General features: G+C 51.2%; 11 protein-coding genes. 9 read left to right on the top strand and 2 right to left on the bottom strand.

The annotated features are described in order from the left end of the window. Positions 1–6 precede the first annotated feature (6 nt). The gene (locus tag ST42_RS06335) at positions 7–615 is read right to left on the bottom strand and encodes a phosphatase PAP2 family protein (protein ID WP_044072899.1); all 609 of its coding nucleotides are present in this window, start codon (positions 613–615) and stop codon (positions 7–9) included. Between the two features lie 1,021 nt (positions 616–1,636). Between ST42_RS06335 and ST42_RS06340 the strand changes: the two genes are divergently transcribed. Further along, entirely contained in the window at positions 1,637–1,927 is a 291-nt protein-coding gene (locus ST42_RS06340; RefSeq protein ID WP_042517962.1) for a hypothetical protein, read from the top strand. Between the two features lie 116 nt (positions 1,928–2,043). Here ST42_RS06340 and ST42_RS06345 read toward each other — a convergent pair whose 3' ends face one another. Next, positions 2,044–3,981 (bottom strand): DEAD/DEAH box helicase, encoded by a 1,938-nt coding sequence (locus ST42_RS06345; RefSeq protein WP_044072941.1) that lies wholly within the window; start codon positions 3,979–3,981, stop codon positions 2,044–2,046. 188 nt (positions 3,982–4,169) lie between these two features. Here ST42_RS06345 and dut point away from each other — a divergent pair, with 188 nt between their 5' ends. The 8 genes from dut (at position 4,170) to ST42_RS06385 (ending at position 14,225) form a co-directional block, all read left to right on the top strand. Beyond that, positions 4,170–4,607: a dUTP diphosphatase gene (gene dut / locus ST42_RS06350; RefSeq protein WP_044072900.1), complete on the top strand. Its 438-nt coding sequence runs from the start codon at positions 4,170–4,172 to the stop codon at positions 4,605–4,607. Beyond that, positions 4,604–6,412, top strand: a complete 1,809-nt coding sequence (locus tag ST42_RS06355) for a tetratricopeptide repeat protein (RefSeq protein WP_044072901.1) — start codon at positions 4,604–4,606, stop codon at positions 6,410–6,412. Before dut ends, ST42_RS06355 begins: the two co-directional genes overlap by 4 nt. After that, positions 6,409–7,341 (top strand): DUF4292 domain-containing protein, encoded by a 933-nt coding sequence (locus tag ST42_RS06360; RefSeq protein ID WP_052488263.1) that lies wholly within the window; start codon positions 6,409–6,411, stop codon positions 7,339–7,341. Before ST42_RS06355 ends, ST42_RS06360 begins: the two co-directional genes overlap by 4 nt. A gap of 44 nt (positions 7,342–7,385) precedes the next feature. Beyond that, positions 7,386–9,029, top strand: coding sequence for a murein hydrolase activator EnvC family protein (locus ST42_RS06365; RefSeq protein ID WP_044072902.1), 1,644 nt, complete (start codon positions 7,386–7,388; stop codon positions 9,027–9,029). 342 nt (positions 9,030–9,371) lie between these two features. After that, a complete protein-coding gene (sufB, locus tag ST42_RS06370) occupies positions 9,372–10,820 on the top strand; it encodes a Fe-S cluster assembly protein SufB (RefSeq protein ID WP_044064614.1) in 1,449 nt (482 codons plus the stop codon). A 44-nt stretch (positions 10,821–10,864) separates the two neighbouring features. Continuing rightward, the gene (gene sufC, locus ST42_RS06375; protein ID WP_044064615.1) at positions 10,865–11,620 is read left to right on the top strand and encodes a Fe-S cluster assembly ATPase SufC; all 756 of its coding nucleotides are present in this window, start codon (positions 10,865–10,867) and stop codon (positions 11,618–11,620) included. A 3-nt stretch (positions 11,621–11,623) separates the two neighbouring features. Beyond that, entirely contained in the window at positions 11,624–12,967 is a 1,344-nt protein-coding gene (gene sufD, locus ST42_RS06380; protein WP_044064616.1) for a Fe-S cluster assembly protein SufD, read from the top strand. 43 nt (positions 12,968–13,010) lie between these two features. Next, entirely contained in the window at positions 13,011–14,225 is a 1,215-nt protein-coding gene (locus tag ST42_RS06385; protein WP_042517947.1) for an aminotransferase class V-fold PLP-dependent enzyme, read from the top strand. The last annotated feature ends 17 nt before the right edge of the window (positions 14,226–14,242 follow it).

Here is a 14,242-nt window from a genome sequence, read left to right on the forward strand (position 1 = left end):
CTCCGGCTATAGCTTTATCACCATAGCCAGACCATCGGGCGACACACCAATCTGCACTTTCTGTTCATCGTCAGAAGGCTCCACGCCATCAACCTTCTTTTTCTTCTTTCCGGCAATCTTCTCCACTATCCAATAGCCAGCCTCGGCAGACAGATAACCGATTGCCGCTCCTGCCGCCACGTCTACCCAATGATGACGGTTGCGGCGCACGCGGTCTACTGCCGTTGCCGTAGCCACTGCATATCCTGCAACGCTTATCCAGGGACTCACCTTGCCATATTCCTTATGCAGCACCGTAGCGCCACAGAAAGCCACTGCCGTGTGACCAGAAGGGAAAGAACGGTTGTCTGTGCCGTCGGGACGGCGTGAGTGGATAGTATGCTTCAGAGCGTATGTCGTGCCGGCACAGAGAAGAAAAGTGGCTCCAGACTTATATATGCGCTGTTCCCACGAACTGCGGCTCGGCACGCCAGCCATCTTGAGGATAAACGAAGCTGCCATCGGAGTATATTGCAACACATCATCGATACCGTCGCCGTGGTATCTTTTGTCTTGTGCCGTAGCGCCAAGGCAGACGCTGAAGGCAAAGAATAGTAAGATCAGTTTGTTTCTCATGTCTGCAAAGATAGTGCAAAAAACTGATTAAGCGAGAGAAATGGGAATTTATTCACATTTCCGAGCGAGAAGTTTTATCCAAATCGAGAGCAATGCAAAATAAATTCATTAATTTTCATTGCCGGGATGCTACATACCAATATATATGAATAAAATAAGCCCGGCACAATACTGGGCTCATTATTACAAAGAAGTTGATCAGATATTTATCTTACCACGATTTTCTTGCGCCAGTTCACCGACTATTAGCATAGACTCAGGTGACTGCGGCAGTATAATCTTTCTGTTGATTAAACTCAAAATACAAACAAGGTCTAATGACCGATTTGGATTAAAATTGGGCACGGTGCTTGCCCACCTGGGGCAACGTGCTTACCCATCATGGGCACGGTGCTTGCCCCTGTTGGGCAGATTTGGTTCCCGATACCTGCCCATTTACGGAGTTCAGCCAATGCATGCAATTCCATCCATCTGACAATTCCTCTCATCAGCAAACCATCCAGACAATTGCCTGACAATCGCATGACAGTCAACTATCTGTATGTCAGAATATTACAGCAAAAAACCAGACAATCTGACAGTTTTGACGATATTCCATGATTTATTTGCAAATCTCAATTATTTTTCCGAATATTGCAAAAACAACCTTAATTCATATCACTATGTAAAAACATAAATGAATATTTCACAGAGTCTGCCACACAATCTTCCAACGGCCGCAACCAGTACATGCGAGAAAGCATGTGCATCATAAAGAAGCCGAACGGAGAGGTGAAGACCTTCATCGTAGGCGACTCAATACTGATGAATGATAATCTGCGTAAACATTACTGATCATCACAGACGGATGAGGGGAAAATAGAAATTTTCTGTTTATTCTCTAAATAAATATACACTTTGAAAGCAATAATGTTTACATTAGTATTAAATAGTCATTAATTCACAGGTTTTTCAAACAACTTATCATTTAATATACCTATTTTTGTAGTAGTTTTCTTATCAACTTAAAATATATGATGTTATGACTACTACCAGGGAAAATATCAGTGGAGTGATCAAGGTATTGGATGAATACATGATTCGCTCGGGAAAGGAAGAGATTAATGAAATGGAGGCTAACCGCGAACTTGCCAAAGCCGGACTGCTTGCCGACGAACAGGCTCACCCGGGAAGACCACTCAGAGAATGGCTTCGCAAACTGCGCGACTCCAACATCCTGCCTCAGAACATTAGGCAGGAATGTGGTGCTTGGACGATAAGGATATCGAGCACGATAGCCAAAAAGCCTACCATCGCCGGACTGTTCGGCTGACTGAATACAAATCGCCCCATCTTGAATGGCCATCGGTAAGACGAGGACCTATACAAGATGGGGCGAATTGTATCAATTAAGCTCCGCAACATATTGTAATACGGAGAGAGAGAGTATCAGCTCTTCTTCGGACGACGGCGTGCCCATCCCTCTTCAGAGAAATCCGGCTCTTCGCCTACGAGCTTCACATCGTCTTGACGGAAGAACTGGCGCCAGTCACTTTCATTGCCGTTGTCATTGAAGCCACCGTTGTCCACCTTGTTGTTCTTACGCTTTGATTTCTTCTCAAACTTACCGAAATCATCGTTTTCATCGTGTTTTTTCCTGCCTCTTGTGGGGCGGTCGGATAATTTTCCAGCCTGTCCTCGCGAGCCGCGTCCCGACTGCTTGCCGGCTGGGCGTCCGGTATCGTCAGCGTCATTACAGCGCACGCTGCGTCCCTTGTATGTAGTGCCGTCGATGGCACGCATCACCTTGGTGGCATCCTTCTCAGGCACCTCGATGTAGCAGATGCGGTCGAGCAGGTCGATATGTCCCACTTCCTGACGGCCCTTGATGTTGCGGTTGAGGAACTGCATTATCTCTCCAGGATAGAAACCGTCGGTCTTGCCGAGATTGATGAAGAGTTTCTGGTATCCCGGCTCCGCCTTGTGTGGCTCGCGCTTGCCGCCTTCGCCGCGCTTGCGGGTAGAGCGTTCCTTGCGGTCGCCACGGGATGATGCCGACGGCGGAAGAATCTCTGGAGCATCAGCATAATAGGCAAGGAACTTGCCGAACTCCATGCTGACGATCTTCTTTATTATATCCTCCTTGTCTACATATTCAAAATAGCGGTTGATGTCTGCCATGAACGGTTCTATCTCCTCCTCATTCACGTCGGCCTTCACTATCTGGTCCATCACCTTATAGAGCTGCTTCTTGCATATCTCCTCGGCTGTAGGAATCTTTCCCTCCACGAAATCTTTCTGTATCACCTTCTCTATGGCACGCATCTTTCCGCGCTCACGGGTATGGACGATGGCTATCGAAGTGCCGTTCTTGCCGGCTCTTCCCGTTCGTCCGCTTCGGTGGGTATAGCTCTCGATATCATCGGGCAGTCCGTAGTTTATGACGTGTGTCAGGTCGTCGACGTCGAGTCCGCGGGCTGCCACGTCGGTAGCCACGAGCAACTGCGTGAGGTGCTGACGGAACTTCTGCATCGTCAGGTCGCGCTGCTGCTGCGACAGGTCGCCATGCAGCGATTCGGCGTTGTATCCGTCGTGTATCAGTTTGTCGGCAATCTCCTGGGTCTCTTTCTTCGTGCGGCAGAAGATGATGGCGTAGATCTTGGGATAGTAGTCCACGATACGCTTCAGGGCGAGATATTTGTCCTTGGCGTTTACCATATAGTATATGTGGTTCACGTGTTCGGCTCCCTCGTTGCGGCTTCCTACCACGATTTCCTTGGCGTCGTGGAGATAGTTCTGGGCTATCTTCTCTATCTCCTTGCTCATGGTGGCAGAGAAGAGCAGCGTGTTGCGGTCGCCCGACTCCATGCCGTCGAAGATTTCATTTATGCTCTCAGAGAATCCCATGTTCAACATCTCGTCTGCCTCGTCGAGCACCACGTTCTTCACGTTGTCGAGCTTCGCTGCACCGCGGTTCATCAGGTCGATAAGTCGTCCCGGTGTGGCAACGATAACCTGGGCGCCGTGTCTGAGCGAGTGTATCTGGTTTTGTATCGACGTGCCGCCATACACCGGCACCACGTTGAGTCCGCCGATATATTTGCCGAAGTCATTCAGGTCGTCGGAAATCTGCAGGCATAGTTCGCGTGTCGGCGACAGGATGAGCGCCTGTGTGGAACGGTCGGATGGATCTATCTTCTGCAACACAGGTATACCGTATGCTGCCGTCTTGCCCGTTCCGGTCTGGGCGAGGGCGACGACGTCGTTTTTGTTTCCAAGCAAATAGGGGATTACTTCTTCCTGTACTGGCATGGGCGATTCAAAGCCCAGTTCTGCGATGGCGCGGCGAATCTCTTCGCTGACACCAAGTTCTTCAAATGTCTTCAAATTAAATACATATTTATGATTTGGCTTGCCCAAAATGTGGCAGCCCTTTGGAATTCGGGTGCTAAGTTACTAATAATTTGCGAATTACGCATCGTTTAGATACGGCAAAGATTGGATATTAGTTGAAAAACGCTAAAATATTGACTTATATGGCGTTTATTTATAAGGAAATGGTTATTTTTGCAGTTATGATTAAAATTAAGATAATAAACAAGGGACATCACCCACTGCCCGAATATGCCACGCCTCTGAGCGCAGGCATGGACCTGAGAGCAAACATCGACGAACCGATAACGCTGAAGCCGATGCAGCGGATGCTGATCCCTACAGCGCTGTATATGGCGCTGCCGGCTGGCTACGAGGCACAGATAAGACCGAGAAGCGGACTGGCTCTGAAGCATGGCATCACGGTGCTCAACACTCCGGGAACTATCGACGCGGACTACCGCGGCGAACTGAAGGTGCTGCTCGTGAACTTCTCCGACACCGACTTCATCGTGAACGATGGCGAGAGAATCGCACAGATGATTATCGCAAAGCACGAAAACGCTGATTTCATCGAAGTGGAGGAACTTGACGACACTGAAAGGGGAACCGGCGGATACGGACACACGGGAGTAAAATGACAATATCAAGACATACCACATTGATTACGATGGCGGCATTGCTGGGCGTTGCCACGCTCATAGGCTGCGGCACGGGGCGTACTGCCTCGGGCAACAAGACCATTGTCGCTGAAAACAGGACAAGCGACAAGGAGGCAAGCACACCATCCGCCGACACTTGTCTCAACACGAAACTGCGACTGCGCTACTTCTATGAGGAAGCGGCAAAGCAGCAGGCGCTCGGAAACTACGACGATGCATACATGCTGCTGCTACACTGCAAGAGGATAGACCCCAATGCGGCAGAGGTGCATTATGCACTGTCTAACTACGACGAGTCGCTGAACTCCAAGGAGATGGCTATCGCCGACATCAAAAGGGCGGCTGAGCTGAACCCCGACAACAACACATATCTGGAGAGGCTCGCCATGACATACATTAGCACCAAGGACTACGACAACGCGATAAAGTCTTACGAAAAGCTGTATACCGCCAACCCTGACCGCACGGAGGTGCTGGAAATTCTCCTCAAACTCTATAACGAGAAGAAGAACTACTCCAAGATGATAAACACGATGGAGAGGATGGAGCTTGCCGACGGCGAGAGCGAAAAGACGGTGCTCACCAAGATGCACATCTATTCCATGCAGGGAAAGACGAAAGAGGAATACAACACGCTGCGCAAATTCGTGGACCGATACCCTAACGACTTGTCGTATCAGGTGATGACAGCCAACTGGCTACTGCAGCACGACAAGAAGAAGCAGGCTCTCTCGATACTGGAAAAGGTATTGAAAGAGGAACCGGAAAATGAACTGGCAAAGCTATCGATGGTGGACTACTACAGGGCTGAAAAGCTCGATTCCATCGCAAATATCACAGAAGAGCAACTGCTTGTTTCTCCACAGACCGCCACAGATACGAAGGTAACGATACTGAGGAATATAATATCTAAGAGTGAGGATGCCGGCGGCGACAGCACCAAAATCCTGAACATCTTCAACAGACTGCTCTCTCAGAAACAGAAAGACACGAAAATAGCAGAAATCTATGCTGCCTACGTGTCGCTGAAGAAGATGCCACAAGACAGTCTGGTGTCGGCGCTGAACAGGATTCTCGAAATCGAACCCGACAACAAGGGGGCGAGAATAGAACTCATACGCACGCTATGGGACAAGGAGGACAAGGACGAACTGATAAAGATCTGCAAACCGGCAGTGGAATATTGTCCCGATGAAATAGTGTTTTATTATTTCCTCGGCTTCGCATACATACAGAAGGAGGAGGATGAAAAGGCTCTCGACATATTCAGAAAGGGTGTGGCACAAGCCACCGACACAAGCGAACCGTCAATCGTGTCTGACATGTATGAATATATAGGAAACATCCTGCACGAGAAGGGTGACACCGACGGTGCCTATGCTGCCTTCGACAGTTGTCTGCAATGGAAGGAGGACAATGTGGAATGCCTCAACAACTACGCCTATTACATCAGCGTGAGCGGAGGCGACCTCTCAAAGGCGGAGCACATGAGCTACAAGACGGTGAAGGCGGAACCTACAAACAGTACGTTCCTCGACACCTATGCCTGGGTGCTCTTCTGCATGGAGAGATATGCCGAAGCACAGATATACATCGAACAGGCGATTGCCAACGACACCACAAACAGCGACGTGCTGCTAGACCACGCCGGCGACATATATATAAAGCTCGGCGAGACGGACAAGGCTATAGAAATGTGGAAAAAGGCAATAAGTGCCGGAGGCGATGCGCAAGCGATAGAACAAAAGATCAGATACAAGAAATATATCCCAACGGAAAAATGAGAAAATACGGTAAATTCACAATCCTCGGTGTGGCATTGACTATAGCCGCACTCACTACATCATGCGGAACGAAGAAGGCTGTCACCAATGACGGCGCTGAGATAAGGAACACTACGGCAACCGCCGCCGGCAACTCCCACGGCAAGAACGCCAAGAGCGAAAGGGCGATGGAAACGGCAAAGATGGACTTCCTGAGAAAGGTGACCGACAATGCGGCATACGCCAGGAATATCGTGTCGAAGATAAAGTTCACCATGAACACGGGCAGCAAGGACATCTCCGTGGCCGGGTCGCTACACATGAGAAAGGACGAGGTGATAAGAATACAACTCACTCCATTCGGCATCATGGAGGCCGGAAGACTGGAATTCACAAAAGACTACGTACTGCTCGTGGACAGAATACACAAGGAATACGTGAAGACCTCGTATGACAGCGTGGATTTCCTTCAGCGCAACGGACTGGACTTCTATGCGCTGCAGGCATTGTTCTGGAACCAGCTTTTCGTGCCTGGAACACAAAAAACCACGGATTCATCGCTGAAAAACTTCAACGTGACGCTCAATGTCGGGGCTTCCAACAGCAACCATGTGGCGCTCGCCTACAACAAGATGTCATACGAATGGACTGCTGACCCGAACACGGCTCTCATCAATTCGGTGAAGGCGAAATATAACGCCAACAAAAGCGATGCAGCATCGGTGACATGCAGATATTCTAACTTCAAGGCGCTCGGTACGAAGAAATTCCCTACCGACATCCTCCTGACAATGAGCACCAAGGCGGTGCGCAACGCCAACAAGATGTCGCTCCGTCTGCAACTCAACTCTCTGGATACCGACGACAAATGGGAGGCAAAAACAACGGTTTCATCGAAATACAAGCAGGTGAGCGTTGAGGATATCATGAACCAGCTGGGCGGACTGTAGGAGGATTGGATAAACAAAAAAAAGATAAGATATACCAAAGGAAAATGTATCGTTTAATCATTTTAATATTGGCTCTCACCGTGGCGAACATGCCGTTTGCCACCTCTGACGCACAGACGAAGAAGAAGACCACGACGACTGCCGTGGCCAAGAAGAAGCCCGTACGCAAAGCCTCCACTGCGGCTAAAGGCGGGAAAAGAAACGCGGCAAAAGGCGGAAAGAAACGCACCGCAAAGGGAAAAAAGAAACCCACATACACAAATGCATCGATACGCGGACTGCAGAACCAGCGCGCGGCTGTTCAGAAGCAGATTCGCGAACAGGAACAGAAGCTGCGTGCCAACATGGCTGACGTGAAGAAACGACTCGACGACCTCATGACCATCAACGGCGAGATTGACCAGCACCAGAAGACAATCGACGGCATACAGAAGGATATCACCCATATCGAAGGTAACATCTCTATGCTGAAAGCACAGCTGTCTACCCTGGAACAGCAGCTCGACGACCGAAAGGCGAAATACATCAAGTCGATGCGCTACCTGGCAAGAACCCGTACGATACAAGACAAACTGATGTTCATCTTCAGCGCCAACAGTCTCACACAGATGTATCGCCGACTGAGATTCGTAAGGGAATACGCCGCATACCAGCGTGCCCAGGGCGAGATGGTGAAGAACAAGCAGAACCAGATAACCAACAAGCACAAGCAGCTGGAGACCGTGAAGGGCGAGAAGAACACAATGCTCTATAAGGGACAGCAGGAGAAGACTGCACTGCAAGGAAAGCAGACAGAGCAGCAGAAAATGGTGAACTCGCTGCAGAAACAGCAGAAGACGATACAGGCCATAATCAACGAACAGCGCAAGAAGGACGCTGCGCTGAACTCACAGATTGACCGTCTCATCGCCGAAGAGGTGGCTAAGGCGAAAGCGCGTGCCGAAGCGGAAGCAAGACGCAAGGCTGCCGCTGCCGCAGAGGCGAAGCGCAAACGTGAGGCTGAACTGGCACGCAAGAAGGCGGAAGCGGAGGCGGCTGCCAGAGAGAACGCCCGTCGCATCAAGGAGGCAAAGGAGCGTGAAGCTCGCCTCAAGGCGGAGGCTGCGAAGGCGGCTGCCGAGAAGAGGGATGCCGAGGCGCGTGCCAAGGCGGAGGCGGCTGCCCGCAGGGCGGAAGCTGACCGTGAGGCGGCTGAGCGCAAGGCGGCTGCCGACAAAAGGAGACACGACTCTGAGGTGGCAAAGGCAAACGAAGAGAACAGGGTGGCTGCGTCGGTGAGCAGCGCTGACCGTGCGCTGAACCATAATTTCGAGAGCAACCGCGGTCGTCTGCCTATGCCGGCATCGGGCCGCATCATCACACATTACGGACAGTATAACGTGGAGGGTCTCAGCAACGTGAGACTCGACAGCAAGGGCATCAACATAAAGTGTGGCGCCGGAGCCGGCGTGAGGTCGATATTCAACGGCGAGGTGAGCAAGATCTTCACCGTGATGGGTGTGAAGGGCGTAATGATACGCCACGGACAGTATATCTCGGTATATTGCAACCTTTCTTCAGTCAACGTACACGTCGGCCAGAGCGTGTCCACCGGACAGTCGATTGGAGCAGTGGACGGCAACGGCGTGTTGCAGTTCCAGCTACACAAAGGATTCACAAAACTCAACCCGGAGGCTTGGTTGAGATGACACAGCATACCGTTTCCTTATCCCATGCTGATTGGTGTGGGATAAGGAAACTTTTTCATCTTGCCGTATTATGCCGCTTTTCTAAAGCTGGCGAGTCGGTCAGCACAGATTCTACCCTACCCTTATTTTCATCTCTAACCCCAACCCGAAAATCTATTGCCCCATTCACCCACAATAGGTCATTATGACTGAAAAGTGCGACTGAAAAAGAGAAAAAAGCACCGGATATCAGAAAGTGTGTCGGCAAAGTGGTAAAAAATCATCAAACGCTGCAAATAAAGAGGCAATAATTAGTAACTTTGCAAATTCAACATATAATAATGTGTGAACATCAAAAGAAGTATGGAAACTAAAGATACAAAAAACGAGTTTGTAAAGCAGGTGGCGGAGCAGAAATATGAGTTCGGCTTCACCACCGACGTGCACACAGACGTCATCGAGAACGGTCTGAACGAGGACATCGTGAGACTCATCTCAAAGAAGAAGGGCGAACCGGAATGGATGCTCGAATTCAGACTGCGGGCATACAACTACTGGAAGACGCTCGAACAGCCAACATGGGGACACGTGAAATTGCCGGAGATTGACTATCAGGCAATATCATACTATGCCGACCCGCTGGCAAAGAAACCAGTGAACAAGGAGATTGACCCGGAGCTGATGAAGACCTTCGACAAGCTGGGTATTCCCCTCGAAGAGCGTCTGGCGCTGAGCGGAGTGGCAGTGGATGCCATCATGGACTCCGTGTCGGTGAAGACCACCTATAAGGCGAAACTCGCCGAGAAGGGAATAATATTCAGTTCTATCGGCGAGGCGATAAAGGAGCACCCCGACCTGGTGAAGGAATATCTGGGAAGCGTGGTGCCATACCGCGACAACTATTTCGCCGCCCTCAACAGTGCCGTGTTCAGCGACGGTTCGTTCGTTTTCATCCCCAAAGGAGTGAGATGTCCGATGGAGCTGAGCTCTTATTTCAGAATCAACGCAAGAAACACAGGACAGTTTGAGCGCACGCTTATAATCGCTGAAGACGATGCCTACGTGTCGTATCTGGAGGGATGCACAGCACCGATGAGAGACGAGAACCAGCTGCATGCCGCCATAGTGGAAATCATCGTGAAGGACAATGCGGAGGTGAAATACTCTACCGTGCAGAACTGGTATCCGGGCGATGAGAACGGAAAGGGCGGCGTGTTGAACCTCGTGACGAAGCGCGGCGACCTGCGCGGAGTGAACTCCAAACTATCCTGGACACAGGTGGAGACGGGTTCGGCAATAACATGGAAATATCCGTCGTGCGTATTGCGCGGCGACAACTCGCAGGCTGAGTTCTACAGTGTTGCCGTGACGAACAACTACCAGGAGGCTGACACAGGCACCAAGATGATACACATCGGAAAGAACACCAAGAGCACCATCATCAGCAAGGGTATATCTGCCGGACACAGCCAGAACTCATACCGCGGACTGGTGCGCGCCACGGCGAACGCCGAAAACGCCCGCAACTACTCATCGTGCGACTCACTGCTGCTGGGCAGCGACTGCGGAGCGCACACTTTCCCGTATATGGACATCCACAACGACTCGGCAGTGGTGGAACATGAGGCAACTACGAGCAAGATAAGCGAGGAGCAGCTCTTCTACTGCAACCAGCGCGGCATACCGACAGAACAGGCTGTAGGACTGATAGTAAACGGATATGCCAAGGAGGTGCTCAACAAGCTCCCGATGGAGTTTGCCGTGGAGGCACAGAAGCTGCTGAGCGTATCGCTCGAAGGCACCGTGGGATAATGACTTGCAAAAAATATAAGGAAACAAAAAGAAAGAACGATAATATGTTAGAGATAAAAAACCTGCACGCCAAGATCGGCGACAAAGAGATACTTAGAGGCATCAACCTTACGGTGAAGGACGGTGAGACCCACGCCATAATGGGACCTAACGGTTCGGGAAAGAGTACGCTGAGCGCCGTGCTCGTGGGCAATCCTCTCTATGAGGTTACTGAAGGCGAAGTGATTTTCAACGGCAAGAACCTGCTGGAGATGTCGCCTGAAGACCGTGCACACGAGGGACTGTTCCTCTCATTCCAGTATCCGGTGGAAATTCCGGGAGTGTCGATGAACAACTTCATGAAGGCTGCCATCAACGAAAAGCGCAAATATGAAGGCAAGGAGCCGCTGACAGCGGGCGAATTCCTCAAGCTGATGAAAGAGAAACGCAAGGTGGTGGAGCTGGACAGCAAACTGGCAAGCCGCTCCGTGAACGAGGGATTCAGCGGCGGAGAAAAGAAACGCAACGAGATTTTCCAGATGGCTATGCTCGAACCGAAACTGAGCATTCTGGACGAGACAGACTCGGGACTCGATGTTGACGCCATGCGCATCGTGGCAGAGGGCGTGAACAAGATGCACACGCCGGAGACTTCCACCATCGTCATCACACACTACGAGCGACTGCTCGACATGATAAAGCCAAGCGTTGTTCACGTTCTATACAAGGGACGCATCGTGAAGACTGAAGGACCGGAGCTCGCCAAGGAGATTGAGACCCGAGGATACGACTGGATAAAGGAAGAAATAGGAGAACTGTAAGATATGCAAAGCGAAAAACAATATATCGATCTCTACGGCGAATGCCGCGACATGCTGCGGAAACACAGCTGCGAGGTGATGAACGCCGTGAGGGACGAGGCTTTCGAGAACTTCAAGCGTCTCGGATTTCCTACGAAGAAGGTGGAAAGATACAAATACACCGACATTCCATCGCTGTTTGAACCAGACTATGGTCTGAACATCAACCGTCTGGAAATCCCGGTTGACCCTTACAAGGCTTTCAAATGCGATGTGCCGAACCTTAGCACTTCGCTATACTTCGTGGTGAACGACAGTTTCTACGACAAGGCACTGCCCAAGAAGGAACTGCCAGAGGGAGTGATTGTGGACTCTCTGGCAAGAATCGCCGCCGAGAAGCCGGAGCTGATAAGCAGATACTACGCCAAGATAGCGAAGACGGAGGAGGACGGCATCACGGCGCTGAACACCATGCTGGCGCAGGACGGCCTGCTGATATACGTGCCGAAGGGCACTGTGGTGGACAGGGCGATACAGGTGATAAACATACTGAGATCTGACGTTGACCTGATGGTGAACCGCCGGGTGCTGATCATCGTGGAAGACCGTGCTGAAATAAAACTGCTCTTCTGCGACCATGCCGCCGACGACCGCCGCTTCCTCGCCACACAGGTGATAGAGGCTTATGTGGGAGAGAATGCCGGACTTGACCTCTACTGCCTGGAGGAGACTCATGCCAAGAACGTGAGGGTGAGCAACGTGTTCATCAGCCAGCAGGCTAACAGCAGGGTGAACCACAACGTGATAACGCTGCACAATGGTACGACCCGCAACCGCACAGACCTCGCGTTCGAGGGTGAGGGTGCCGAATGCAACCTCGCCGGATGCGTGATAGCCGACAAGGACCAGCACGTGGACAACAACACGCTGATTGACCACAAGGTGGGCCACTGCACGAGCAACGAGCTATACAAATATGTGCTCGATGAAAATGCCGTGGGAGCCTTCGCCGGAAAGGTGCTCGTGCGCCACGGTGCACAGCACACCACATCGCAGGAGACAAACCAGAACCTATGCACCACCAAGACGGCACGCATGTTCACGCAGCCTATGCTGGAGATTTATGCAGACGACGTGAAATGTGCTCACGGCAGCACCGTGGGACAGCTCAACGACGCTGCCCTATTCTATATGCAGCAGCGCGGAATAAGCAAGAAGGAGGCAAAGCTGCTGCTGGAATTCGCCTTCATCAACGAGGTGATAGACCACATGAAACTGGAGCCGCTGCGCGACCGTCTGCACTATCTCGTGGAAAAGCGCTTCAGAGGCGAACTGAACAAATGTGAGGGCTGCAAATTGTGTAAGTAGAAGAGCCAGCTCGTCTGGCTTATGAAATAAAGCTATAACGACAATGTACGACATTAACAAGATACGTCAGGATTTTCCTATTCTGGGCCGCGAGGTGTACGGCAAGCCGCTGGTATACCTGGACAACGGCGCAACGACACAGAAGCCGCTCTGTGTGCTCGATGCGATGAGAGATGAATATCTCAACGTGAACGCCAATGTTCACCGTGGTGTCCACTACCTGTCGCAACAGGCCACCGACCTGCATGAGGCGGCACGAGAGAAGGTGAGAGCGTTCATCAACGCAAAGTCTACCAACGAGGTGATATTCACCAGAGGAACTACCGAGGCGCTGAACCTCGTGGTGTCGTCGTTTGCCGATGAGTTTATGGGCGAGGGCGACGAGGTGATAGTTTCCACCATGGAGCACCACTCCAACATCGTGCCGTGGCAGCTGCAGGCGGCAAAGAAGGGCATCTGTCTGAAGGTGATACCGATGAACGACAAGGGTGAAATCCTGATGGACGAATACAGGAAGCTCTTCAGCGAACGCACCAGGATAGTGAGCGTGGCGCATGTGAGCAACGTGCTGGGAACGATAAACCCGGTGAAGGAGATGATAAGCATAGCCCACGAACATGGTGTGCCATTTATGCTTGACGGTGCGCAGAGCGTTCCTCACTTCAAGGTGGACGTTCAGGATCTGGACTGCGACTTCATGGCGTTCAGCGGACACAAGATGTATGGTCCTACTGGTGTGGGAGTGCTCTACGGCAAGGAGGACTGGCTCGACCGCATGCCGCCGTATCAGGGTGGCGGAGAGATGATAGAGAGCGTGAGCTTCGAGAAGACGGTGTTTGAGAAACTGCCGTTCAAATTTGAGGCTGGCACTCCTGACTATGTGGCGACACATGGTCTTGCCACTGCCATCGACTATCTGCAGGGCATAGGAATGGATGAGATACAGCGCCATGAGACTGACCTTACGGAGTATGCGATGAAACGGATGAGGGAGATAGAGGGCATGCGTTTCTTCGGAGAGGCTGACCACAAAGACGCCGTGGTGTCGTTCCTCGTCGGCGACATCCATCATCTCGACATGGGAACGCTGCTCGACCGCCTGGGAATTGCCGTCAGAACGGGCCATCATTGCGCTGAACCGCTTATGATACGTTTGGGCATACAAGGTACGGTAAGGGCGTCGTTCGGCCTCTACAACACAAGAGAAGAGGTTGACACGCTTGTTGAAGGCATAAAGCGTGTGAGCAGGATGTTCTGACAATCCTGATGTTCTGA

The sequence above is a fragment of the Prevotella pectinovora genome (assembly GCF_000834015.1).
In the GTDB taxonomy this organism is placed as follows: domain Bacteria; phylum Bacteroidota; class Bacteroidia; order Bacteroidales; family Bacteroidaceae; genus Prevotella; species Prevotella pectinovora.

Coding starts and splice junctions, on each gene's coding strand:
- ST42_RS06340 (WP_042517962.1), top strand. CDS start 1,637: ATGACTACTACCAGGGAAAATATCAGTGGAGTGATCAAGGTATTGGAT.
- ST42_RS06335 (WP_044072899.1), bottom strand. CDS start 615: ATGAGAAACAAACTGATCTTACTATTCTTTGCCTTCAGCGTCTGCCTT.
- sufD (WP_044064616.1), top strand. CDS start 11,624: ATGCAAAGCGAAAAACAATATATCGATCTCTACGGCGAATGCCGCGAC.
- ST42_RS06360 (WP_052488263.1), top strand. CDS start 6,409: ATGAGAAAATACGGTAAATTCACAATCCTCGGTGTGGCATTGACTATA.
- ST42_RS06385 (WP_042517947.1), top strand. CDS start 13,011: ATGTACGACATTAACAAGATACGTCAGGATTTTCCTATTCTGGGCCGC.
- ST42_RS06355 (WP_044072901.1), top strand. CDS start 4,604: ATGACAATATCAAGACATACCACATTGATTACGATGGCGGCATTGCTG.
- dut (WP_044072900.1), top strand. CDS start 4,170: ATGATTAAAATTAAGATAATAAACAAGGGACATCACCCACTGCCCGAA.
- ST42_RS06365 (WP_044072902.1), top strand. CDS start 7,386: ATGTATCGTTTAATCATTTTAATATTGGCTCTCACCGTGGCGAACATG.
- sufC (WP_044064615.1), top strand. CDS start 10,865: ATGTTAGAGATAAAAAACCTGCACGCCAAGATCGGCGACAAAGAGATA.
- sufB (WP_044064614.1), top strand. CDS start 9,372: ATGGAAACTAAAGATACAAAAAACGAGTTTGTAAAGCAGGTGGCGGAG.